The sequence below is a fragment of the Sphingomonas sabuli genome (genome assembly GCF_014352855.1).
Lineage (GTDB): Bacteria > Pseudomonadota > Alphaproteobacteria > Sphingomonadales > Sphingomonadaceae > Sphingomicrobium > Sphingomicrobium sabuli.
Map to the genome: position 1 here is coordinate 434,610 of NZ_CP060697.1, position 22,801 is coordinate 457,410.

Annotated in this window: 19 protein-coding genes and 1 tRNA gene; 11 read left to right on the top strand and 9 right to left on the bottom strand. The window is 64.6% G+C overall.

Annotated elements, in window-relative coordinates:
- The first annotated feature begins 40 nt into the window (after nt 1-40).
- The 5 genes from H8M03_RS02215 to hflX all read left to right on the top strand — a co-directional run bounded on the left by H8M03_RS02215 (nt 41) and on the right by hflX (nt 6,319).
- Nucleotides 41-745 (top strand): polysaccharide biosynthesis/export family protein, encoded by a 705-nt coding sequence (locus H8M03_RS02215; protein ID WP_187480146.1) that lies wholly within the window; start codon nt 41-43, stop codon nt 743-745.
- Nucleotides 746-843: 98 nt separating this feature from the next.
- Nucleotides 844-3,105: a sensor histidine kinase gene (locus tag H8M03_RS02220; protein ID WP_187480147.1), complete on the top strand. Its 2,262-nt coding sequence runs from the start codon at nt 844-846 to the stop codon at nt 3,103-3,105.
- A gap of 33 nt (nt 3,106-3,138) precedes the next feature.
- Nucleotides 3,139-4,518: a nitrogen assimilation response regulator NtrX gene (gene ntrX / locus H8M03_RS02225; protein WP_187480148.1), complete on the top strand. Its 1,380-nt coding sequence runs from the start codon at nt 3,139-3,141 to the stop codon at nt 4,516-4,518.
- Nucleotides 4,519-4,532: 14 nt separating this feature from the next.
- Complete coding sequence (hfq, locus tag H8M03_RS02230; protein WP_187480149.1) at nt 4,533-5,012, top strand: RNA chaperone Hfq; 480 nt, start codon at nt 4,533-4,535, stop codon at nt 5,010-5,012.
- Nucleotides 5,013-5,014: 2 nt separating this feature from the next.
- Nucleotides 5,015-6,319 carry a GTPase HflX gene (gene hflX / locus H8M03_RS02235; RefSeq protein ID WP_187480910.1) on the top strand — a complete coding sequence of 435 codons (1,305 nt, stop codon included), beginning with the start codon at nt 5,015-5,017 and terminating at the stop codon, nt 6,317-6,319.
- Here the strand turns inward: hflX and mazG are convergent.
- The 9 genes from mazG to H8M03_RS02280 form a co-directional block, all read right to left on the bottom strand.
- Nucleotides 6,307-7,056, bottom strand: a complete 750-nt coding sequence (gene mazG, locus H8M03_RS02240; RefSeq protein ID WP_187480150.1) for a nucleoside triphosphate pyrophosphohydrolase — start codon at nt 7,054-7,056, stop codon at nt 6,307-6,309. The two genes, hflX and mazG, sit on opposite strands and share 13 nt — an antisense overlap.
- Nucleotides 7,057-7,132: 76 nt before the next feature.
- The gene (locus H8M03_RS02245; protein WP_187480151.1) at nt 7,133-7,720 is read right to left on the bottom strand and encodes a retropepsin-like aspartic protease family protein; all 588 of its coding nucleotides are present in this window, start codon (nt 7,718-7,720) and stop codon (nt 7,133-7,135) included.
- Entirely contained in the window at nt 7,720-8,481 is a 762-nt protein-coding gene (locus H8M03_RS02250; protein WP_187480152.1) for an MBL fold metallo-hydrolase, read from the bottom strand. Before H8M03_RS02250 ends, H8M03_RS02245 begins: the two co-directional genes overlap by 1 nt.
- Nucleotides 8,482-8,485: 4 nt before the next feature.
- Complete coding sequence (locus tag H8M03_RS02255; RefSeq protein WP_187480153.1) at nt 8,486-9,268, bottom strand: TatD family hydrolase; 783 nt, start codon at nt 9,266-9,268, stop codon at nt 8,486-8,488.
- Nucleotides 9,265-10,773, bottom strand: coding sequence for a methionine--tRNA ligase (gene metG / locus H8M03_RS02260; RefSeq protein WP_187480154.1), 1,509 nt, complete (start codon nt 10,771-10,773; stop codon nt 9,265-9,267). The genes H8M03_RS02255 and metG overlap by 4 nt, the downstream gene beginning before the upstream one ends.
- A 32-nt stretch (nt 10,774-10,805) precedes the next feature.
- A complete protein-coding gene (locus H8M03_RS02265) occupies nt 10,806-11,780 on the bottom strand; it encodes a DNA polymerase III subunit delta' (RefSeq protein ID WP_187480155.1) in 975 nt (324 codons plus the stop codon).
- Nucleotides 11,777-12,403: a dTMP kinase gene (tmk, locus tag H8M03_RS02270; RefSeq protein WP_246449002.1), complete on the bottom strand. Its 627-nt coding sequence runs from the start codon at nt 12,401-12,403 to the stop codon at nt 11,777-11,779. Before tmk ends, H8M03_RS02265 begins: the two co-directional genes overlap by 4 nt.
- Nucleotides 12,400-13,575 (bottom strand): D-alanyl-D-alanine carboxypeptidase family protein, encoded by a 1,176-nt coding sequence (locus tag H8M03_RS02275; protein WP_187480157.1) that lies wholly within the window; start codon nt 13,573-13,575, stop codon nt 12,400-12,402. Before H8M03_RS02275 ends, tmk begins: the two co-directional genes overlap by 4 nt.
- 79 nt (nt 13,576-13,654) lie before the next feature.
- Nucleotides 13,655-14,827, bottom strand: coding sequence for a lytic murein transglycosylase (locus tag H8M03_RS02280; RefSeq protein ID WP_187480158.1), 1,173 nt, complete (start codon nt 14,825-14,827; stop codon nt 13,655-13,657).
- Between the two features lie 152 nt (nt 14,828-14,979).
- Here H8M03_RS02280 and H8M03_RS02285 point away from each other — a divergent pair.
- The 6 genes from H8M03_RS02285 to H8M03_RS02310 all read left to right on the top strand — a co-directional run bounded on the left by H8M03_RS02285 (nt 14,980) and on the right by H8M03_RS02310 (nt 22,750).
- Nucleotides 14,980-15,069 (top strand) — tRNA-Ser (locus tag H8M03_RS02285).
- Nucleotides 15,070-15,175: 106 nt separating this feature from the next.
- The gene (locus tag H8M03_RS02290; RefSeq protein ID WP_187480159.1) at nt 15,176-15,556 is read left to right on the top strand and encodes a BlaI/MecI/CopY family transcriptional regulator; all 381 of its coding nucleotides are present in this window, start codon (nt 15,176-15,178) and stop codon (nt 15,554-15,556) included.
- Nucleotides 15,556-17,334 carry a M56 family metallopeptidase gene (locus H8M03_RS02295; RefSeq protein WP_187480160.1) on the top strand — a complete coding sequence of 593 codons (1,779 nt, stop codon included), beginning with the start codon at nt 15,556-15,558 and terminating at the stop codon, nt 17,332-17,334. The genes H8M03_RS02290 and H8M03_RS02295 overlap by 1 nt, the downstream gene beginning before the upstream one ends.
- A 108-nt stretch (nt 17,335-17,442) precedes the next feature.
- On the top strand, nt 17,443-18,330 hold the full coding sequence (locus H8M03_RS02300) for a hypothetical protein (protein ID WP_187480161.1): 888 nt from the start codon (nt 17,443-17,445) through the stop codon (nt 18,328-18,330).
- 42 nt (nt 18,331-18,372) lie between these two features.
- Entirely contained in the window at nt 18,373-20,478 is a 2,106-nt protein-coding gene (locus H8M03_RS02305) for a TonB-dependent receptor plug domain-containing protein (RefSeq protein ID WP_187480162.1), read from the top strand.
- A 115-nt stretch (nt 20,479-20,593) separates the two neighbouring features.
- Nucleotides 20,594-22,750 (top strand): TonB-dependent receptor domain-containing protein, encoded by a 2,157-nt coding sequence (locus H8M03_RS02310; RefSeq protein WP_187480163.1) that lies wholly within the window; start codon nt 20,594-20,596, stop codon nt 22,748-22,750.
- Nucleotides 22,751-22,801: the final 51 nt, after the last annotated feature.

Genomic DNA, 22,801 nt, shown 5'->3' on the forward strand with positions numbered 1-22,801 from the left:
TCGCAATTTTGGTTAGGCTGGGCCGAACCCGGGAGAGATCATGCACCGCCTAGCTTCATCCACCGTCCGCCTGGTATGCGCGATCGGCGCGCTTACCGCCGTTGCCGGCTGCGCCGACAAGCGCGGCGGACCGATCGCTTATAATGCTGCCAATTTCGGGTCCCCCGACACCACCGTCTCGGCGGCACTGGAAGGTGGCTATCGTATCGCGCCGATGGACAAGCTGGCGATCCGCGTGTTCGGCATGGACGACCTGACCGGCGACTATCAGGTCGACCTGCGCGGCAACATTTCCTTGCCGTTGATTGGCGAAGTGCCGGCCATGGACAAGACGCCGGCAGAACTGGACACGGTGCTTACCGACAGGTTCGGAGAGAAATACCTGCAGAATCCGGACGTGAGCGTCGGCATCAAGGAAGCCACCGGCCATAATATCACGGTCGACGGTTCGGTTGAAAAGCCCGGGACTTATCCGGTGGTCGGCCCTATGACGCTGATGCAGGCAGTCGCGCTGGCTCAGGGTACCGACGAATTCGCCAATCTGCGCCGGGTCGCGGTGTTCCGCACCATCGACGGTACGCGCAAGGCGGCGGCGTTCGACCTTGTCAGCATTCGCCGCGGTGAGATGCCGGACCCGCAGGTCTATTCGGGTGACATCGTCATTGTCGATGGTTCCAGCATCAAGCAGGCGCAGAAGAAGCTGATCCAGGCGTTCCCGCTGCTGTCGATCTTCCGGCCTTTCTAAGGGCCGGCCTGCCGCCGGGCGCACCGGCGAACCGTTCCGCCACGCTGTCGCGTTAAGCTGTGTTGTTTTTGCAACATGGCGTGCTACGGCACTCGGCAATGGATGCGCCCGCAGCCGAATCGCAACTGACCGTGCCAAAGCGGGTCCGGTGGCTTGAGCGGGAACGCGAAAGCGGCCGCTTCTACCGCATCGCGGCTTTAGCCACTGCGCTCGTCCTTCTGGCGACCGCCGTCTTCAGTTTCTGGATGCTGCGCCGCCCCGCCAACCCGGGGACCTTGTTGTCGCCGCCGCTGATCGCCGCACTGCTGATCGCCAACCTGATCCCGGCCATCGTCCTGATGGTGCTGATGTCGCGGCGAATTGCGATGCGCCGGGCGGAACGTGGCGGCTTGGGCAGTGGGCAGTTGCATACCCGGCTGGTGGCCTTGTTCTCGGTCATCGCCGCTGTGCCGACGGTGCTCGTAGCGATTTTTGCCTCCCTGTTGTTTCAAAGCGGCCTCGAATTCTGGTTCTCGGATCGAGCCCGGAGCATGCTGGAAAATTCCGTACAGGTGGCCAGCGGATCCTACCGCTACGGCCTGGCATCCGTGGCCGATGAAGCCACGACCATGGCTGGCGACGTCGCGCGTTACCTGCAGCAGACCACGCGCGAAGATCCGCGCTTCCAAGAGGCGTTCGGCTATCAGGTTTACAACCGCTCGCTAAACGAAGCGGCCATCCTGCAGGTGTCGGAAAGCGGTGATGTCCAGTCGCTGGCGCTCGTAAATGCCTATGACGGCATGGTCGACCCGGTGCGGATCCGCACGGCCGCGGCCGAACTCCAGAAAGAGGACGCCCCGGATTCGATCGATGCGCGAACGCCGGACCGATTGAGCGTGCTGACGCCTTTGGAAGGATCCAAGGACACCTATCTTTACGCGGCCAAGTGGGTCGATCCCGAATTGGGCGCGCAGGTGCTGCGGGCGAACCGTGTGCTGGACGATTATCGCGTGCTGCAGTCGCGTTCGCGAACCAACCAGCTGCAATTCAATGCCGCCTTGCTCCTTGGATCGCTGATCATCGTGGCCCTGGCGATTGCCGCGGCCTTGCGCCTGGCCGATCGGCTCGTTCGTCCAGTCGGCCAGCTGGTGACCGCCGCGGGCAAGATCGAAGAGGGCGATTTCAGCGTCCGCGTGCCGGTGACGGAAACCGAGGACGAGATCGAGATGCTGGGCCATGCCTTCAATCGCATGACTGCCCGCATCGACGAGCAGACCGGTGCGCTGCGAACCGCCAACACCCAGCTGGAGACCCGGCGGGCCTTTATCGAGGCTGTGCTGTCCAGCGTCACTGCCGGTGTTGTTGCCCTCGATGCCGACAGTCGCATCCTGCTGATCAATCGGTCGGCCGAAGCCTTGCTCCAGCGCGGGGAGGGGGCGCTCGACGGGGTTGCGCTCCAGGACCTCGCCGTCGAACTGGCCGAGTTCCTCCATGGCGACGAGCGGGAAGCCAACGTCGAGGTCGATGTCGGTGGAGGCCGCCGTACGCTGGCGGTCAAGCGTGTCCGCTATCAGGATGGCGTTGTGCTGACCTTCGACGATATCACCGACCAATTGTCCGACCAGCGCAGCGCTGCATGGTCCGACATTGCTCGCCGCATCGCGCACGAGATCAAGAACCCGCTGACTCCCATCCAGCTCGCCGCCGAACGGCTGCAGCGGCGCTTCGGCGGCGAGGTCGAGTCCGACAAGGAGACGTTCGAGCGGCTGACCGGCACCATCGTCCGCCAGGTGGGCGACCTGCGGCGGATGGTCGACGAATTCTCCAACTTCGCCCGGATGCCCAAGCCGGTGTTCCGCGCCGAGAACGTTCACGAAATCGCTCGCCACGCCCTGTTCCTGCACGAGGTCGCGCATCCGCAGGTAAAGTTTGTCCTGAACCCGCCGACCGGTGATTTCCCGATGGTCTGCGACCGTCGTCAGCTGGCCCAGGCGCTGACCAACGTGGTCAAGAATGCGGTCGAGGCGATCGAATCTCGACGCGCGCGGGGCGAGCATCATCTTGGCGGCGACCGCGTCGAACTGACGATGCGCAATGAAAGCGGCCAGCTGGTAATCGACATCACCGACACCGGCATCGGCCTCCCGGAAGATCGCGAGCGGTTGACCGAACCATACATGACCACGCGCGTCCGCGGCACGGGGCTCGGGCTCGCGATCGTCAAGAAGATCGTCGAGGAGCATTGCGGGGAAATCGCCTTCCTCGACCGCTCCGGCGGCGGGACCCATGTGCGCATTGCCTTCGATGTCGAAGCGCTGGCCGGCGCAGATTGCGCGCCCGAAGACGACACTACCTCCGATCATACCGACGATGAGGAATAGTTTTGATTATCATTAACTTGAAGGACGTACCTAATGGCGCTTGAGATCCTTGTCGTCGACGACGAGGAAGACATTCGCGAGTTGGTCAGCGGCGTGTTGGAGGACGAGGGCTATGCCGTCCGCACCGCGGCCGACAGCAGTTCCGCGGTCGAGGCGATCAAGGACCGGCGCCCATCGCTGGTCCTGCTCGACGTTTGGCTGCGCGGGTCGAAGCTGGACGGTCTGCAATTACTCGAAGAGATCAAGCGCCACGACGTGAGCCTTCCGGTGCTGATGATATCCGGCCACGGCAATCTCGACACGGCTGTCGCGGCCGTACGAGAAGGGGCGGTCGACTTCATCGAGAAACCGTTCGAGGCCAGCCATCTGCTGCACCTCGTCGCCCGCGCAACCGAGACCGAGCGGCTGCGGCGAGAAAATGAGAGCCTGCGCCAGCAGGTGTCCCATAGCGAGGTCCTGAGCGGTGCTTCGGTGGCGATCAATACTGTCCGCGCCACGCTCAAGCGCGTTGCGCCGACCGGAAGCCGCGTGCTGATCACCGGCCCTGCCGGCGTGGGCAAAGAAGTCGCCGCACGAACTATCCATCAATGGAGCCCGCGCGCCAACGGACCCTTCGTCGTCGTTTCCGCGGCCATGATGACGCCCGAGCGGGTGGAAGAGGAATTGTTCGGCGTCGACAGCGATGACGTGAGCCGGCCGGGCCTGCTCGAACAGGCGCACGGGGGAACGCTCTTCCTCGACGAGATCGCCGACATGCCGCTGACCACGCAGGCGAAAATATTGCCGGTGCTGACCGACCAGAGCTATCATCGCGTCGGTGGCCAGCGGCCGGTCAAGGTCGACGTGCGCGTGCTGTCCGCCACCTCTCGCGACCTGTCGCAGGAAATGGCCGACGGGCGCTTCCGGGCAGACCTGTATTACCGCCTCAACGTCGTGCCGGTGCGGATCCCGCCATTGCGGGAGCGGCGCGAGGACATTCCGGAGCTGGCCAACCACTTTCTTGCGCGTTTCGCTGCGGAACGGCGCATCCCGGCGCCGGCCCTGTCCGACGAAGCCATCGCCGCGCTGCAGGCCCATGACTGGCCGGGCAACGTCCGACAGTTGCGCAATATCATCGAACGTACCGTCATTCTCGCTCCGTGCGAGCGCGTCGAGCGCATCGAGGTGGACATGCTGCCCGGCGAAATCCTGGAGAGCCAAGGGTCTTCGGGACTGTCGGGGCAAAGCATGACGATTATGGGCAGCCCGCTCCGCGAAGCGCGCGAATCCTTCGAGCGGGAATATCTGACGATCCAGATTCGGCGCTTTTCCGGCAACATCTCGCGCACCGCATCGTTCATCGGCATGGAACGCTCCGCCCTGCATCGCAAATTGAAGGCGCTCGGCATCGGCGACAAACGCGACGAGGAATGACGGTAAGCGCCTGAATGACTGCCAAGACAACCAGCCTGCAGGACCATTTCCTCAACAGCGCCCGCAGGTCTAAAACGCCCCTGACGGCCTTCCTGCTCAAGGGCGTCAAGCTTCAGGGGGTGATAACCTGGTTCGACCCGTTCTCGCTGTTGCTGCGCCGCGAAGGTCGCACGCAACTGGTCTATAAGCATTCGATTTCCACCATCATGCCGGGCGGCGCGATGGATCTTGGTGACCTGTCGGCGTGGGAAGGCCAGGGACAAAAGGGATTGCAGGATGCATTCCTGTCGGCCGCGGAGCGTGATGGGGAAGCAGTCACGATGTTCCTGGTCAACGGCGTCATGTTGCAGGGGCAGGTCGCCCGGCACGACCAGTTCTCGCTGCTGCTGGAACGGGATGCGCAGGTTCAACTGGTTTACAAGCACGCCATTTCGACGATCGAGCCCGAGCATCCGCTGCAGCTGAGCGACCCTGCAGGCGGCGAGGCCAAGTGACGATCGACATTGCCGATGGCGCCGGGGCGATCGACGTCACGCGCGGGGAACGCGCCGTGGTCGTCGGCGTGGACCAACCGGGGAAGGGCGACGGCCGCTCGTCCGAGGCCCGACTGGAAGAGGCGGTGGGCCTGGCCCAGGCGATCGGCATCGATGTCGTCGCCAGCCGCACGTTCCGACTGCGCAGCGCGCGACCGGCAAGCCTGCTGGGTAAGGGGCAGATTGAGGAGATCGCGGAGACCGCACGCGGCCACGACGCCGGGCTACTGGTTGTCGACGCGCAATTGACCCCGGTGCAGCAAAAGTCGCTGGAAGATATGGCCAAGACCAAGGTCATCGACCGAACGAGCTTGATCCTGGAGATTTTCGGCGAGCGCGCCGCGACCGCCGAGGGGCGGCTTCAGGTTGAACTGGCCCATCTGGACTATCAGGCCGGCCGACTGGTGCGCAGCTGGACCCACCTTGAGCGGCAGCGCGGCGGCTTCGGCTTCCTTGGCGGCCCCGGCGAAACCCAGATCGAAGCCGACCGCCGGCTGATCCGCGACCGCATGGCGCGGATCCGGCGCGAACTGGACCAGGTCAAGCGCACCCGCGCGCTTCACCGCGACCGGCGGCAACGGGCTCCGTGGCCGGTGATTGCGCTTGTCGGCTATACCAACGCGGGCAAATCCACGCTTTTCAATCGCCTGACCGGCGGCGACGTGCTGGCCGAAAACATGCTGTTCGCGACGCTCGACCCGACCATGCGCGAAATCCGGCTGCCCGGGTTCGACAAGGCTATTCTGTCCGACACCGTGGGCTTCGTTTCCGATCTGCCGACGCAACTAGTCGCGGCGTTCAGGGCGACGCTGGAAGAGGTGGCGGAGGCCGACCTGCTGGTGCACGTCCGCGACATTTCGCATCCCGATGCCGATGCCCAGCGCGAGGATGTAGAAAACGTGCTTGGCCAGCTGGGCGTCGGCCCGGACGACGACGACTCGCCACCCTCGATCGAGGCGTGGAACAAGGTCGACCTGCTGAGCGAGGACGACCGGGCGGCGCTTGAGGCGGAAGCGGTCAGGCGCGAAGACGTTGTCCTCATATCGGCGATCAGTGGCGATGGCATCGAAACGCTGCGCGATACTCTGTCGAGCCGGCTACAGGAGGGCGATCAGCTGCACAGCATTCGCCTGCCGGCGGGCGAGGGGAGCAAGATCGCGTGGCTTCATGCTCGTGGTGACGTCATCGGGCAGGAGACGCGCGATACCGACGTGCACCTCGAAGTGCGGCTGTCAGCGGAGAATTGGGCGCGATTTCAGTCGCTCTGATCGGCCTTCGCCTGCCGCCACAAGGCCTCCTTCGCCTCGAGGCTTAAGTCGTCGAAGCCCGGCGCCGTCTCGATCGCGCGGAAGCGGCGTTCGAACTTCCGATTGGCCTGCCGCAAAGCTTCTTCGGGATCGATGTTCAGATGCCGTGCGAAGTTGACTACAGCGAATAACAGATCGCCAAGCTCCTCCGCACGGCGCGGCTGCTCGATTTCCGCGTCCAGCTCGCCGAGCTCCTCGTCGATTTTCGCTCGTGCTCCGGACGGGTCGGGCCAGTCGAAGCCCGTACGCGCGGCCCGGCGCTGCAGCTTGGCTGCCCGGTCAAGGGCGGGAAGGGCACCGGCAACTCCGGCTAGCGCACTCGTGTCCGTCCGACCGGTGCGCTCTGCGGCCTTGATTGCATCCCAACCCGGGCTTTCGGTTGCGCCACCGAAGATGTGCGGATGCCGGCGCTCTAGCTTGTCGCAAATCCCGCCGATGACGTCATCGAGCGTGAAACAGCCCAGTTCCTCGGCCATCTGCGCATGGAAAACGACCTGCAGCTGCAAGTCGCCGAGCTCGTCTTGGAGCGCTTCCATATCATCGCGGTCGATCGCGTCGGCGACCTCATAGGCTTCCTCGACGGTGTAAGGCGCAATTGTCGCGAAGTTCTGCTGCAGATCCCAGGCGCAGCCAACCTCCGAATCACGCAATCGCCGCATGATTGCCACAAGCCGCTCCAGCGATGGCGGGGACGTCATGCGAACGACCTTCGACCAGCAAAACCGCCCACATCACAAGGTCTGATAATATGTATTATGTAAAATGCCGAAAGTGTCATGGGGAGAGGACCAGCCAGCGCCCCTCGACTCCCCAACGGTTCAAGGTCGACAGGAAATTCATCCCCAGCACGTTGAGATCGTCCGTCGCCGTGACATGGACGCCGAAATTCTCTCGCTGGATCGTGCCGACTTCCAACTGTTCGACGCGACCGCTGGCAACGCGGACAAAGCCGTTGCCAGTACGCACGACCTGGTTTGCCTGGCTAGCCACCGAAACGCCGGCCCGCCGCGCGGTCGCCAGGTCGATCGTGGTCATTGTTGCGCCGCTGTCGATCAGGAATTTGACGGGTTCGCCATTGATTGAGGCTTCGACCCAGAAATGGCCGTCGATCGCCATCGGGATACGGATTTCCTTGCCCGTTGCTACGGGCTCTCCAGTGGCTTCCGACTTTACGCGCTGCCAGACCCAGCCGAGGTTGTCCCGGAACGTGAACAGCACGAAACCGGCGCCGAAAATCGCGATCCAGGCTAGAGCATAGGTAGCCAGCTTCGCAATCGGCTCCCGCCGGACCATCAGCGCGCTTAGCACCAGCATCAAGGCCATCACGATGTAGACGCTGCCGAGCATGATGTCGTTGGTCATCACACCGTGATCTCCAGCCCGTCATGCGCCGGCGCGGCCCAGTCCGGAAGCTCGCTTCGCAAGGTCACGTAATCCATGCTCGTGTTCATATGACTTAAATAGAGTTGGCCGACGCGAAGTTCACGGGCCCAGCCAATGACGGCGTCGAGATGCGCATGCGTCGGATGCGGCCGACGTTGCAGGCAATCGCTGATCAGCACGTCCGCGCCTTCGTACAGCGCGGCCATGTCATCAGTCATTTCGTTATAATCTATAGCATAAACTGCCGAACGGCCGCTTTCATCGAAGCGCAGGCCAAGCGCCGTGATCGAACCGTGCGGCTGGTCGACGAACCGAAGCTCCGCACGTCCGAAGGTAAGTGTTTCCCCGACCGGCACGGCCTCCACCAGCGCCGGGTAAAGGCGTTCGGTGGCAAAAGCGTAGGCGAAGCGGGCCTGGAGCTGCTCCAGCACGGTGGGCCGGGCATGCAGCGGTATCGCTCCCTTCCTCTGCGCGATCGGCCGTAGGTCGTCGATTCCGTGGCAATGGTCGGCATGGTCGTGCGTGATGACAACGTGGTCGAGGGCGTCGACGCGGGCATCGAGCAGCTGGTTGCGAATGTCCGGGCCGCAATCGACCAGCAGCCGTTCCTCCCCGCTGCTCACCAATATGGCGCAGCGCATCCGCCGATTGCGCGGCTCTTCGGGATCGCACTGGCCCCAATCCGGCCCGACCCGCGGTACGCCGGTCGACGTGCCACAGCCCAGGATCCGCAGTTTCAAGTGGTCACTCCGGCGCCGCCTTGGCAAACAAGCGGAAGAAATTGGCCGTGGTCGCTTCGGCGAGCGCTTCCGGAGTTTCGTCCCGCAGTGCGGCCACAAAGGCCGCGGTGTCGGCGACGAAAGCGGGCTCGCACGTCTGCCCGCGGTGTGGCACCGGCGCCAGGAACGGCGAATCCGTCTCGACCAGCATCTGGTCGCGCGGAAGCCATTTGGCCGTCTCCTGCAGGTCGTGCGCATTCTTGAACGTCACGATGCCCGACAGCGACACGTAAAATCCGAGGTCGAGGCCCTTGCGAGCAAGCGTCGCACTACCGGTGAAGCAGTGCAGCACCCCCGTCACGCCGCCGCCGCGGACGGCCTCCTCCAGCATCTCGGCAGTATCGTTTTCAGCCTCGCGTGTGTGCACCACCAACGGCAGTCCGGTCGCTCTTGCGGCTTCGATATGTGCCTGAAATCGCTCGCGTTGGGCCGACCTGTCGGACTTGTCGTAAAAGTAATCCAGCCCACACTCACCGATCGCAATCACATCGGAATGTGATGAAGCGTCGATCAATGCCTGCGCACCGAGATCTGGATGGGCGTCGGCTTCGTGCGGGTGGACGCCGACCGTTGCCCAGACATCGTCGTGCCGTTCGGCGACTGCGATCACCTTGTCCCACTCGCTTTGCCGTGTGGAAATGTTGAGGAAGCCGGCCACGCCGCGCGCCCGCGCGGTGGCGAGGACTTCGTCCTGACGTTCGGCAAGGCCATCGTAGACGAGGTGGCAATGGCTATCGATCAGCGTCACGCCGCCGCCCCCTCCTCTTCCGCCGGCATTTCAAGGCGCGGAAATACGGGTACCGGCTGTTCCAGTCGGTTGGCGACGCCGCGGTCGATGGTTTCCAGCAGCTTGCCCGCCGACTCCGGGATGATCGGAACTACCGCCGACGTCAGCTTGCGGATCGCGACGACCAGCGTGCCCAGGACCTCGGCCATGCGTGCGGGGTCGGTCTTCTTCAGCGCCCACGGCGCGGTGGTGTCGACGTAGGCGTTGCAGGCGAATACCGCGCCCATCCACGCTTCCAGCCCCGCGGAGAAAGCGAAGTCGTGAAAGCGCGCGGTCAACTCGGCCACGGCGTCATCGACCCTGGACAGCAGTTGCCGGTCCTCGTCCGCCTCGCCAGCGGCAGGAATGACACCGTCCAAATTCTTGAAAATCATCGACAACGTGCGCTGGGCGAGGTTGCCGAAACTGTTCGCCAGCTCGGCGTTGACGCGATTGACGATGGCCTCGGCCGAATAGCTGCCGTCCTGCCCGAACGTTACCTCGCGCATCAGGAAGTAACGCAGCTGGTCGACCCCGAAATGCTCCGCCAGGGTCATCGGGTCGACGACGTTGCCGACGCTCTTCGACATTTTTTCCCCGCGGCTGAGCAGGAAGCCGTGCCCGTACACCTGCCGCGGCAGGGGAACGTCCGCAGACATCAGGAAGGCGGGCCAGTAGACCGCGTGAAAGCGGACCACGTCCTTGCCGATCATGTGGACGTCGGCGGGCCAGAATCTGTCCCACAGCTCGGTTCTGTCGGGGTAGCCCAGGCCGGTGATGTAATTGGTCAACGCGTCCAGCCACACGTACATCACATGATCCGCGCTGCCCGGCACCTTTACGCCCCAGTCGAAGCTGGTCCGAGATACCGACAGGTCGGACAGCCCGCCTTCGACGAAACGCACGACCTCGTTGCGGCGGCTTTCCGGACGGATGAAGTCGGGGTGCGCTTCATAATGATCGAGCAGCTTCTGCTGGTAGGCCGACAGCTTGAAGAACCAGCTTTCTTCGACCGTCCATTCAACCGGCGTGCCTTGCGGCGAGAGCTTTTCGTCCCCCTCCCCCGCGATCAGCTCGCTTTCGTCGTAATAGGCTTCGTCGCGGACCGAGTACCACCCTTCGTAGCGGCCAAGGTAGAGGTCGCCCTTGTCCGCCATCGCCTGCCAGATCGCCTGGCTGGCGCGGTGATGCGCCTCTTCCGAAGTCCGGATAAAGCGATCGTACGAGATGTTAAGCCGCTCATCCATCGCTCTGAATAGGGACGACATTTCGTCGGCAAACGCACGCGGCTCGATCCCTTTCGCGCGGGCCGCCTGGGCCATTTTCAGGCCATGTTCGTCCGTCCCCGTTTGGAACCGCACATCGCGACCCTGGGTGCGCATGAACCGCGCGATGACGTCGGTGGCGATCGCTTCATAGGCGTGGCCGATATGCGGCGGGCCGTTGGGATAATTGATCGCGGTGGTGATGTAATAGGGGTCGCCCATGCCGCTCGCCGTAGCCGCGACCTTCCCGCCCTTCAAGGAAGCGGCTGCTCGGCCACCGACGCCAGAATGCCGCCAAGCTGGAAAACCGTGGCCGCAGGGTCGAGCGACAGGCGCGGCGCGATCGCCGCCAGCTCCCGCGCCTTGGCATAAGCGAGCAGCGCCCGTTCCCGCCCGGCCGGGTCCAGCGTTCGCGCTTCCCGCGCGATGAGCGCGGGCACGAGGTCGAGAAACGCGGCATAGCGATCCGCGGCGGTCTTGCGGGCAAGCTGACTGGCCAGCGCCGAGCGCTTGCTGTTGTCGGGATCGCCCCGTTCGAGGATCGCCAGCGCGCCGGACTGCAGCTCGGCCAGGTCGAGCGATGCATACGCGGCTGCCTTGCCCACCGATCCGTCGGACAGCGGGACGAGCGCACGGCGTTTTTCCTTGCTGATTTCCGCCATTATCGTCGCCAGGACCGACGTCATGGCGTCATCGTCCAGCGGATGAAAATCGACCCGGCGGCAGCGCGAACGGATCGTCGGGAGCAGCCGGCCCGGCGAATGACTGACGAGGAGGAAGACGGTCTTGGGCGGCGGTTCCTCGAGCATCTTGAGCAATGCGTTCGCGGCCCCCGGCTCGAGATTGTCGACGCTGTCGATGACCACCACGCGCCAGTCGGAAAGCGCCGGTGTCAGGCCCATGAACTCCCCCAGCGTGCGCACCTGGTCGACGCTGATGTTGCGGGCAAGGACGCCGGTTTTCTCGTTCACCAGGCGCTGCAGCCAACGCATATCGGGATGGCTTCCGGCCTCGATCAGCTTTGCAATCGGGTGATCCGCCGGCGTATCCAGCCCCGGCGCGTCCACTTTCGGTCCAGCTCCATCGGCCAGCAGGCGTACCGCGGCCGCGCGGGCGAAATGCGCCTTCCCTACCCCCTTTGGCCCGGCGAGCAGCCATGCATGGTGCAGCGCGCCCGAATCCATCGCCCGGCGGAATTGCTCGACCGCGCTATCCTGCCCGGCGATCATGGCAGCAGGTCCGAAAGTTCTGCCAGCAGCCGTTCAGTCACCGCCACCTTGTCGCCCGACGCGTCGACCAGGCGCACCCGCTCGGGCTCCTGCGCCGCGAGTCGCTCGAACGCCCGGTGCACGGCGTCGTGGAAGGCCTCCGGCCGACCGCCGATCCGGTCGGCGCTGTCGCCGTCGCGGGCAGACGCACGCGCCCTGCCCTCGCTCAGCGTCAGCACCAGCGTCCGGTCGGGCAGGAAGCCGCCGATCGCGAAATCATTGATAGCGCGGATGCGCTCGACGCCGATTCCGCCCGCAGCGCCCTGGTACGCCAGCGAGGAATCGATGAAGCGATCGCTTAGCACCCACGCGCCCCGCTCCAGCGCCGGACGGATGGTCTTGTCGACATGGTCGGCGCGCGCCGCCGCGAACAACAGGGCCTCCGCCTCGATCGTCCAGCGCCGCTCGTCGCCTTCCAACAGCAGCGCGCGGATCGCTTCCGCGCCCTCGCTCCCGCCGGGTTCGCGAGTCTCGATAACCTCCAGGCCCTGATCGCGGAGTGCCGAGCCAAGGGCTCGCAACTGCGTCGACTTGCCGACGCCCTCCCCGCCTTCGAGGCTGACGAACCGGCCTCGTGCGCTCACGCCAGCCCGATAAGCGACTTCAGCCCGATCCATGCGCGCGTGAAGAAGCCGGCCTCCCCGACGTCCTCACCGGCGACCAAAGGCACCATCTGCGGTGCGCCATCGCCGGTGGTCACCACCAGCTGCGCAATTTCGTCGCCTTTCTTGATCGGCGCCTTGATCGGTCCGTCATAGCGGACCTTGACCTGCATTTGCCGGTTAAGGCTGAGCCCAGCGGGAATGGTGACGGCAAGGTCGCGGGGGGCAATCAGCGGCACGGTGCCGCTATCGCCCATCTGCACCTTGGCCGACGCGATCTTGGTGCCCTGCTTGAACAGCGGCTTGGTCTGCCAGGCGTTGAAGCCCCACTGCATCAGCTTGGTCGATTCCTCGACCCGCTCGTTCCAGCTGGACATGCCGCCCAGAACTTCGATCAGGCGGCGGCCGTTTTGCTCGGCCGATCCGGTGAAGCCATAGCCGGCCTCTTCCGTATGCCCGGTTTTCAGCCCGTCCGCGCCCGGCACCTTGCCCAGGATCGGGTTGCGATTGGCCTGGGTGATGTCCTGCCCGGACCCCAGCGTCTTGCCCCAGGTGAACTGCGTCTGCCCGTAAAATTGCTTGTACAGCTTCGGGTGACGTTCGACCGATGCGCGGGCCAGCGTCGCAAGATCGCGCGCGGTGACCTGCGTGCAGCCTTCGTCGGGCCAGCCGATGGGGTTGCAGAAGCGGCTGTTCTTCAGCCCCAGTTCCTTGGCCAGCACGTTCATCTGCTGGACGAAGGCCTGCTCCGTCCCGGCAATACATTCGGCCAGCACGACCGATGCGTCGTTGCCGGACATGGTGACGATGCCGTGCATCAGATTCTCGACGCTGACCTGCTCATTGGCCGACAGGAACATGGTCGAACCCTGCGAATGCCATTTGCGCCAGGTTTCGGGCCGCACCGTGCACATCTTGTCGAGCTTGAGCTGGCCGCGGTCGACAAGTTCGAAGGCGACTTCGGTAGTCATCATCTTGGCCATCGACGCCGGCGGGAACGGCTGGTCGGCGTTCTTGGCGAACAACACCGCGCCCGACGACAGGTCGATCAGGATGCCGGTGCGCGCTGGCGTGTCGAACTGAGGAGCCTGGGCGGGAGCGGATCCCGCGGCAAGCGTTGCGGCGGCAGTGGCGAACAGGATGGCGCGCTTCATAGAGGTGTCGATTGTCCCGTGATTGAAGGTTCGCAGCTTGTCTATCGCGCGATGTGCGGCCGCGCGAGTGCTAATGCGGTCAGATCCGGGCGATGGCGTTGGCCAGCAGCCCGATCGACATCGCGTAATAGTTCGAGCAATTGTAATCGAGGATCGCGCGGTAATTCTGCGTCAGCAGGTAACCCGGCGAATAGGCCCCGGGCGTTTCCATCAGCGTCGCCAGTTCGGTATCCGGCAGGCCGCGCCCGACCGGCATCACGCCCAGCGCGCGCCATTGTGCGACCGTCATCCAGCGGCTGTGCCGCTTGAACACCGCGGCGCAGCGTGGCGGAGTCATGGGCGAACGGATCGCGGCCCGGTTGAGGTTGGCGGGCACGTTCACCGGGACGCCCCAGGGAATGCCGCGCTTCCACCCTGCCTGGCGCAGGTAATTGGCAATGGACGCGAAGGCGTCGTCCTCGTTGCGCCAGATATCGGCATAGCCATCGCCATCGCCATCGGCACGCAGCCGCAACACGACGGACGGCATGAATTGCGGATAGCCGGTGGCGCCGGCATAGCTGCCCTTGAGCTGCCAGCGCTGGACACCGCTATCGAGCAGCTTCAGCGCGGCGATGAATTCGTCCTCGAACATTTTGCGGCGGCGGCCTTCATAGGCCAGTGTTGCCAGCGCCTCGAGCAGGTCGAAATTGCCGGTCACCGATCCGTAGCTCGTTTCCTTGCCGTAGATCGCCATGATCACCGACGGGTCGACGCCATAGACTTGCTGAATGCGCGACAGATTGGCCCAGTGCGAGGAATAGCGCGACTGGCCGCGGCTGATCAGCGTTCCGGTGACATGCTTGTCGATGTATGGGCGGAAAGACGGGAAATAGTCGCTTTGGATCGGCCTGCCGGTCGGCATCTGCGCCCGGTCCAGCTCCATCACTCGGCCATTGACCGTGAGATACGGGATCACTGCCTGGATCGTCGCCGGTCGAATGCCCTCCGAGCGAGCACGTCCGGAAAGATAGGCCTTATATTGCTCGAATGCGTTGGCGTAGGGCGCCTGCCGGACGGGCTGGGCATAAGCCTGATCTGCGGCGGCGGCAGTCGCGGCCGCTGCGGCAGCCGTTTCCGCGACGCGCGCGGCGGCCTTGCTTGCCTTGACCGGAGCGGGGTTGCCCTGGAGCACGCGGCTGTTCTCAGCCTGCGCCGGACCGATCGCCAGCGCGGCCACTCCCGCAATCGTCCACCCCACCGTCCACCGCACCGTTAGTCTCCTTCTCCACCCAAAGCGTAGGGGGCGCAGCCGTTCCCGGCCACCACCGCCGGTCGCGCCGCTTGCACGACCTGCCTCAAGCAGCGATATCAGCGCCCGCCTTAAGGGAAGCTGGCTGAACACACAGAGCCGCAGACCCGTGGGGAGAGGTGGCCGAGTGGTTTAAGGCAGCGGTCTTGAAAACCGCCGTGGGTTCACGCTCACCGTGGGTTCGAATCCCACCCTCTCCGCCACCTTCCGCTCCGGAAATTTCGCGGGACCGAAAAAAAGCGCTTGCACCCGCGCTACAAATGTAGCAGTTCTACAAATGTAGCGCTCAAGTCAGGATTCGTTTTTCCCATGCTCAGCAAGCTTCCGCCCCGTGAACGCCAGATCGTCGACATCCTTTACGAAGGTGGCTCGCTGACCGCGGCCGACATTTGCGACCGCCTGCCCGACCCGCTCAGCGGATCGGCAGTGCGCGCGATGCTCAAGCGGCTGGAGGACAAGGGGTTCGTCAGCCGGGCGGATTCTGATCGCGGCTACGTCTACAGTCCGACGGTGGCGGAAACTGCCGCCAGCAAGTCGGCGCTCAGCGAAATCGTTCGCGTCTTTTTCAACGGATCGCCGGCCGGGGCCGCCAGCGCCTTGCTCGGCATGTCCGACAAGCTCAGCGGCGACGAGCTGGATTCGCTCGAAGCGATGATCGCCAAGGCGCGCGCGGCAAAGGGGCAGAAATAATGGCCTGGTTCATTCCGTTCGCGCTCAAGTCGCTGCTGTTCGCCGGCGGGGCGTTGCTGCTCCTGCGCCTGCTCAAGGGGCGCTCGGCAGCCGACCGCAGCTGGATCGCCCATCTCGCGCTTGCCGGCCTGCTGCTCTTGCCGCTGTTCACCTTTGCGCTCCCGACGCTCGACGTTACCGGGCCCGAATTCCTCGTTGGAACCGAACAGGCCCCGTCCCCGGCGCCCTCGGCCGTGACGATCGAGCCCGATACTTCAACCGACGTGGCCCCGGTCGCGGCGAACGCCAGCGCCGGGAGCGCATCGATCGACTGGTCCTTTTGGGCCTATGCCGCTCCGGCCGCCTTGCTGGTCCTGCTCACCCTGATCGCGCTTGCCCGCTTGTTCGTGCTCAAGGCCCGCGCCACCGTTCTGGTGGACGCGCCGTGGCTGACCGCCCTCGCCCGTGCCCAGAGCCGGATGGGCTTCAAGCACGGCACTGCCCTCCTGACGAGCAACGCCCTGCCCTCGCCGATCAGCTGGGGCGTCGTGCGGCCCGTCATCCTGCTCAACGAGGAAGCTTCGCAATCGCCGAGCGAGGCCGAGGCGATCATCACGCACGAACTGGCGCATGTCGCCAATCTCGATTGGGCAAAGCTGCTCATCGCCCGCGTCGCGACCGCCCTGTTCTGGTTCAACCCGTTCGTCTGGCTGCTGGCCCGCGAAGCGCACCAGTTGCGCGAAGAAGCAGCCGACGACGCGGTGCTGGCGACCGATATCGACGAAACCGATTATGCGCGGCTGCTAGTCGGCGTGGCTCGGCACGAATGCCGCGGCTTCCTGATCGGCGCGCATGGCGTCGCACCGGGTCGCAACTCGCTGTCGCGCCGCGTCCGGCGCGTCCTCGACGGCGCGGTCAAGCGTGCTCCCGGAGGATGGCGCTGGGGGTCGGCTGCGGCCTTTTTCGCCGCCGGCATGGCCGTGCCGGTCGCAGCGCTGAACCTGGTCCCGGCCGCATCGGCCACCGCCAGCCCGGAAGCGCGGGTCGCAGGCTCTTCTGACGGATATTATGGCGCATCGCGGGACAACATCCGCCGCGACCAGTTGCAGGAATTTCCGTTCGCCGAGGGCACGAAAATCGTCAAAAACGGATCGACCATCGAAACCGTCAACGGTCAGACCGTGATGACGTCATCGAACGGATCGACCATCACCATTGCGGCACCCGATGCAAACGGCCGTCGCCGTACCGTGCTCAAAAGCGCGGATGGTAACGTGCTGACGCTCAGCGACGCGGGTTCGGTACCGGGACTGGCCGGGATCGTCGGAGCATCTCCGCGCCCGCGACGGGCTGGCGATCGCGACGATGCCATCGACCGCGCCATCGAACTGAAAGGCGTCGGCGTCACGCCGGAATATCTCGCCGCGATCCGCTCGGCCGCGCCGCAGCTTCGGCTCGACCATGACGGTATTGTCAGCCTCAAGGCGGTCGGCGTTTCGCCCGCTTTCATCCAGGAGCTGGCCCGGCTTGGCTATCGCGCGGTCGACGCCGACGACATCGCCGGAGCTTACGCCGTCGGCGTGCGAGAAGATTACGTCCGCGATCTTGCTGCTGCCGGCTACGGGCGGCTGACCATGGACCAACTGACCGAGCTCAAGGCCGTAGGAGTTACGGCGCAAGACATACGGCGCTTCCGTGGCGCGGGGTACAAGAACCTGGATGTCGACACGCTGGTCGAACTCAAGGCGCTGGGCGTCAGCCCGGAAGAGCTCAAGGCGAGCCAGAATTTCGATCCCTAAACGCACCGTCGCCCGCTGACCGACTGAACTGACCCGAAACCCGAATTTTGAACGCGCTTCTGGCGCGCACGGGCGAACTTTGCCCGACGAATTGAGAGGAGACCCAAGATGACCCGGTTGTTTGCCTTTGCCGCCGCCCTGCTGCTGACCGCACTGACTGTTTCGTCGTCCTGCGTCGCACTGCCGTCCAGCCCGCTACGCTTCACGCTGGAAGAGCCGAATGGCGCGACCAACGGGACCGTCCAGCTGACCTTCCGTCAGGAGGGCAACGGCGACACGCACTTCACCTCCAATTCCTTCCTCACGAAAGACCTTGGCGGGCTCGACCTTGCCGCGCTTCGCGGCGGCGGGTCCGGGCCGATCCGCTTCGCCGTTGCCGGGGATCCCGGCCGGGTCGATTGCACCGGCACCGGCGGCAGCGGGCGCGCCAGCGGCACCTGCCAGGTCGTCGCAAACCCGTCTTTCAACGCGTTCCTCGCTGCGAGCGGGATCCGGCAACCGACCGAGAGCGAAACCTTCAGCCTGATTGCGGTCGGCGCCAACCGGGCGACCGTCACGGCCCTGGCCGACGCCCGCTATCCGGTGCCGTCGATCGACGATCTCACGGACCTCGCCGCTCTCGACGTTTCGCCCGGCTACATCCGCGCTCTGTCCAGCGGTGGCTATCGTCCCCAGACGATCGACGATCTCGTCGAATTCGCGGCGCTGGGCATCACGCCGGCCTATGTCGAAGGCTTCGTCCGCGCCGGCTACGGCCAGCTCAAGGCTCACGAACTGGTCGAGCTCAAGGCCCTTGCCATCACCCCCGACTACGTCGCGGGGTTCGAGCGGGCCGGATACCGCAATCTGCCCGTCGATACGCTCGTCGAGCTCAAGGCGCTGGATATCACGCCGGACTTCGTTCGCGCCGTGCAGCGCGGCGGCCCCCTGCCCTCGCCGGACCGACTGATCCTGTTGCGCTCGGTCGGGCAGGACATTTCCAAGCAAGCCAACTGATTTAGTGCATTACTACGGCAACACGCGTAAGGTGGGAGTGTGATGGTGACGTACAACAAGAATCGGGTTCGCCTCGCTTTATTGGCGACCGCAGCGGCCAGCGGCTGGACGACGACCGTCGCGGCACAAACGGCCGACCCCGCCGTTGCACCGCCGCCGGTAGCGAAGCCTGCTGGCGATGCCCGGGTCTACACCCCCGCCGACTTCGCGCGGTTCGCGCCAAAGACGGCCTACGACATGCTCGTTCAGGTGCCGGGTTTTTCGATCCGCAGCGCCGACGAGGAGCGAGGGCTTGGTCAGGCGTCGGAAAACGTCCTGATCAACGGGCAGCGCATCGCCAACAAGTCCGGCGGCGCGCTCAACCAGCTGCAAAACATCTCGGCACCCAATGTCGAACGGATCGAAATTACGGATGCCGCCAGCCTGGGCATTGCGGGACTGACCGGCCAGGTCGCGAACATCGTCGTCAAGGACGTGCAGAAGGCGTCGGGCCAGTTCGAGTACAGCCCGACTTTCCGCGCCCATTATGCCAAGCCGGCATGGTTCGCCGGGTCGGTCAGCTATTCCGGCAAGTCGGGCCCGCTCGATTACACCCTGTCGGTGAAGAACAATTCAGGACGCGGGGCCTTCGGCGGTGCGATCGAACTGTTCGACCGCTTCGGCCAGCTCACCGAGCGTCGGCAGGAAGTATATCATTCTGAATATGACGAGCTGAACACGCAGCTGAAACTGGGTTACGACGGTCCCGGATCTTCGGTCGGCAATCTGGCGCTCGCCTACGTACCTTACTGGGGTCCGGTCTACCTGCGCGACACGCGGTTGCTGATCCCATCGCTTGAAGAACAAAGCCGGCTCATCACCAACAAGCTCGACGGCTATTATGCCGACATCAACGCGGACTACACGTTCGCGCTCGGGCCCGGCCGACTGAAGCTGATCGGCGTGCGCCATTGGGAGCATGAGCCGCTCGTCCAGAACCTGATCTTTGACTACGACACGACTGGCGATCCTTCGACCGGTACGCGCTTCGGCCGCGACACCCGGCTGGGCGAGACCATCCTGCGCGGCGAATACGGCTGGAAGGTCGGCAAGAACGACTGGCAGGTGACGTTCGAACGGGCGTTCAACTCGCTCGACCAGAAGGGGTCGTTGTTCGAACTCAATCCCGACGGCGACTTCGACCCGGTCGATTTCCCGGAAGGCACCGGCAAGGTCACCGAAGTCCGGTACGAGGGGCTGGCAACACTCAGCCGCCCGCTTTCGCCGAAGCTGGACCTCCAGGTCGCCGCCGGGGCCGAAATCTCGACCCTCGACCGCGTCGACGACGATCAGGAAGCGCGCAAGTTCTTCCGGCCCAAGGGCAGCCTCACGCTCGGCTGGCGCCCGGCACCCGGCTGGGACGCGAGCCTTAAGCTGCGTCGCCGAGTCGGCCAGATCAGCTTCTATGATTTTCTGGCCCAGCCCAAGCTGAGCGAAGACCGCGAGAATAGCGGCAACCCGGACCTGGTCCCGCCGCAAAGCTGGGAGGTCGAGGGCGAGGTCGGCCGCGATCTCGGCCGCTGGGGAAAGACGCGCCTCAACCTCCATTATTATCGGGTCGAGGATATCATCGACTACATTCCCATTGGCGAGGACGAGGAAGGCATCGGCAATTTGCCGCGCGCCGACCGAATCGGTTTCGAGAGCGTCAGCACGTTCCAGCTTGAGCCGATCGGTTTCACCGGCGCCAAGGTCGACCTGACCGTCGGCCGCGAATGGACCAAGGTGAAGGACCCGCTGACCGGCGAGCGGCGCCCGATCAGCGGCATCCGCACCGCATGGGCGAGCGCCACGATCCGCCACGACATACCGAACAGCCAGTGGGCCTGGAGCGCGTACGCCCAGTACAATGACTATTCGCGCTACTATTTCCTGAGCGAGATCCAGCACAACCTCGACCTGCCCTACCTTGTCGGCGCCTATGTCGAGCACAAGAACGTGATGGGCATGACGGTGCGCTTCACGGTCGATAACTTCATCGACAGCGGGCATCGCGTCACGCGCACGGTCTACGACGGTTACCGCGACCGTACCCCGATCAACTACATCTCTCGCCAGAACCAGCTGGTCGGTCCGCTGTTCAACCTTTCGATCAAGGGCACCTTCTGATGCGCCGGTCGATCAAATCCGGCCGTTCGCAAAATCGTTCGTCGGTTCGTCGAGTGGCGCTGGCAGGGCGCGCGCACCCGTGCGCGTGCTGCTCTTCAAAACGGGGCAAAATCTGATGCGCATATATCCATTCTTGCTGGCGTCCGGCGCTTGCCTCGCGCCGAGCATCGCGCTCGCCCAGCCGCAGCCCCCCGCCCTGCCGCCGGCCAATGCCGCGCCGCCCGGCGCGGCGACCGGCGTTCCGGTCCAGTCGTCCGGCACACGCAGCACGCAGTACGAAGCGTCCTATTTCGCGCCATTCGCCCCGCGTACCGCGCTCGACATTGCGCGCCAGGTTCCCGGCTTCAGCCTGGACCTCGGCGATGTCGAGGTGCGCGGTTTTGCCGGGGCGGTCGGTAACGTCGTGATCAACGGCGCCCGGCCGAGTAGCAAGTCGGAATCGCTCGAAACCCTGCTGTCGCGCATCCCCGCCAGCCGGGTGCAGCGGGTCGAGGTCGGCTCGGGCTCACTCTACGGCGCCGATTACGCAGCCAAGGGGCAAGTCCTGAACATCGTCATGACCGCCGCGTCGGGCTTCGATGGAGAAGTCAGCGCGTCCGCGAGTCGCGATTTCACCGGCCATATCGAGCCTAATGCCAGCGTGACGGCACTGCTCAAGCGCGGCGATTCGAGCTTCAACTTGTCCGCCGGCACGCAGCGCGACGACCAGGCCGAGGAAGGCTACGACAACGTGTTCGACTTCGCCTCCGGCGCGCTTGTCGAGCATCGCGACAAGGTCAACCGGATCCGTGACCACAGTCCGTTCCTGTCGGGCAGCTGGTCACTGGAGCGGGGCGATTCCAACGCGGTTCACCTCAATGCCCGCTGGAACCCGGCAACCTTCTACCTGAAGCAGACCAACCGCGTGACGCCGGTCGACGGCGACCAGCGCGACGACCTCCTGTTCCAGGATTACAAGCGGCCGACGATTGAGATCGGCGGCGACATCTCGCGCCCGATCGCCGGCGGCACCGTCAAGCTGGTCGGCCTCGCCTCTCGCAGCAAGCGCGACGACAGGGATAAGGTGCTCAACCGCGGCCTCGGCGGCACCCCGAACCTCGGCGGGTTCGAACAGGAGCAGGAAGCGTCGCTTCAGGAGACCATCGGCCGACTGAGCTACGCCCGACCGAGCCTTTTCGGCTTCACCTTCGAAAGCGGTGTCGAAGTCGCGTTCAACAAGCTCGATTCCAGCCTCGGTCTGTTCGTCATTGACGAGTCCGGGGAGCGCGAGAAAATCGACCTGCCGATTGAGGACGCGACCGTGTCGGAACTGCGCGGCGAAGGCTATGTCAACGCGGGCAAGGCGATCGCCAAGGACCTCCGGCTCGACCTTGGTCTGCGCTACGAAATCTCCCGGCTCAAGGTGCGTGGCGACGCGCTGGCGGACCGGTCGCTGCAGTTCTTCAAGCCCAGTGTCACGCTCGACTGGCGGCCTAACAAGGCATGGCATACGCAAGCCAGCCTGCGCCGCACGGTCGCGCAGCTCGACTTCTACGACTTCATCAGTTCGGCCGAGCTGTCGAACGACCGGGTAAATGGCGGCAATGCCGATTTGATGCCCCAACGCGCGTGGGAAGCCCGGTTATTGGCGGAGCGGCCGATTATGGGCGACGGGCAACTCAAGCTGCAGGTCGGCTACGACCTCGTATCGAAGCTTCAGGATCGCGTGCTGGTCGTCACCGACGAAGGCACCTTTGACGCCCCCGGCAATCTGGGTACCGGCCGCCGCATGTTTGCGTCGATCGACATTGATGCGCCGCTCGCCAAATGGGGCCTGGAGGGCGTCCGCGTGCGCGGCAACGCCACCCTGCAGCGCACCCGGGTGGAAGATCCGATTTCTTACGAACAGCGGCGCTGGACGGATTACTGGCCGGCCTGGGAATGGTATGTGGAGGCGCGCCGCGACAAGGGCCCATTTTCCTTCGGTGCGGCCATCTCGGACCGCGACAGTTTCTATATTTTCCGCACCGATGAAATTTACAGCAATCGCAACGGCGGCCCCTTTGCCACCGCCTTCGCCGAATATCGCCCGGATGCGCGGACCACGATCCGCCTCGACGTCGACAACGTCGCGGACGTCAATGCTGTCGCGCACCGCGTGCTGTACAATCCAAACCGGCTTCAGCCGCAGCCGGAATTCATCGAGGACCGCGTGCGCTTCATTCATGTCGGCTTCGGCCTGTCGGTAAAGCGCAGCTTCGGCGGTGGCGGAACGAAGGCTCCAGCCGAGTAGCGGGGTGGCGAAGTCGCCGCTCCCAAGCTAGAGGGGCGCCGACTTTCCGAC

Bases quoted from the DNA above. Each gene is read 5' to 3' on its own strand.
- ntrX (WP_187480148.1), top strand. From the start codon at position 3,139: ATGGCGCTTGAGATCCTTGTCGTCGACGACGAGGAAGACATTCGCGAG.
- metG (WP_187480154.1), bottom strand. From the start codon at position 10,773: ATGGGCGACCCCTATTACATCACCACCGCGATCAATTATCCCAACGGC.
- H8M03_RS02295 (WP_187480160.1), top strand. From the start codon at position 15,556: ATGGCCTGGTTCATTCCGTTCGCGCTCAAGTCGCTGCTGTTCGCCGGC.
- H8M03_RS02305 (WP_187480162.1), top strand. From the start codon at position 18,373: ATGGTGACGTACAACAAGAATCGGGTTCGCCTCGCTTTATTGGCGACC.
- H8M03_RS02215 (WP_187480146.1), top strand. From the start codon at position 41: ATGCACCGCCTAGCTTCATCCACCGTCCGCCTGGTATGCGCGATCGGC.
- H8M03_RS02265 (WP_187480155.1), bottom strand. From the start codon at position 11,780: ATGATCGCCGGGCAGGATAGCGCGGTCGAGCAATTCCGCCGGGCGATG.
- H8M03_RS02310 (WP_187480163.1), top strand. From the start codon at position 20,594: ATGCGCATATATCCATTCTTGCTGGCGTCCGGCGCTTGCCTCGCGCCG.
- H8M03_RS02220 (WP_187480147.1), top strand. From the start codon at position 844: ATGGATGCGCCCGCAGCCGAATCGCAACTGACCGTGCCAAAGCGGGTC.
- mazG (WP_187480150.1), bottom strand. From the start codon at position 7,056: ATGACGTCCCCGCCATCGCTGGAGCGGCTTGTGGCAATCATGCGGCGA.
- hfq (WP_187480149.1), top strand. From the start codon at position 4,533: ATGACTGCCAAGACAACCAGCCTGCAGGACCATTTCCTCAACAGCGCC.
- H8M03_RS02290 (WP_187480159.1), top strand. From the start codon at position 15,176: ATGCTCAGCAAGCTTCCGCCCCGTGAACGCCAGATCGTCGACATCCTT.
- H8M03_RS02245 (WP_187480151.1), bottom strand. From the start codon at position 7,720: ATGACCAACGACATCATGCTCGGCAGCGTCTACATCGTGATGGCCTTG.
- H8M03_RS02275 (WP_187480157.1), bottom strand. From the start codon at position 13,575: ATGAAGCGCGCCATCCTGTTCGCCACTGCCGCCGCAACGCTTGCCGCG.
- H8M03_RS02300 (WP_187480161.1), top strand. From the start codon at position 17,443: ATGACCCGGTTGTTTGCCTTTGCCGCCGCCCTGCTGCTGACCGCACTG.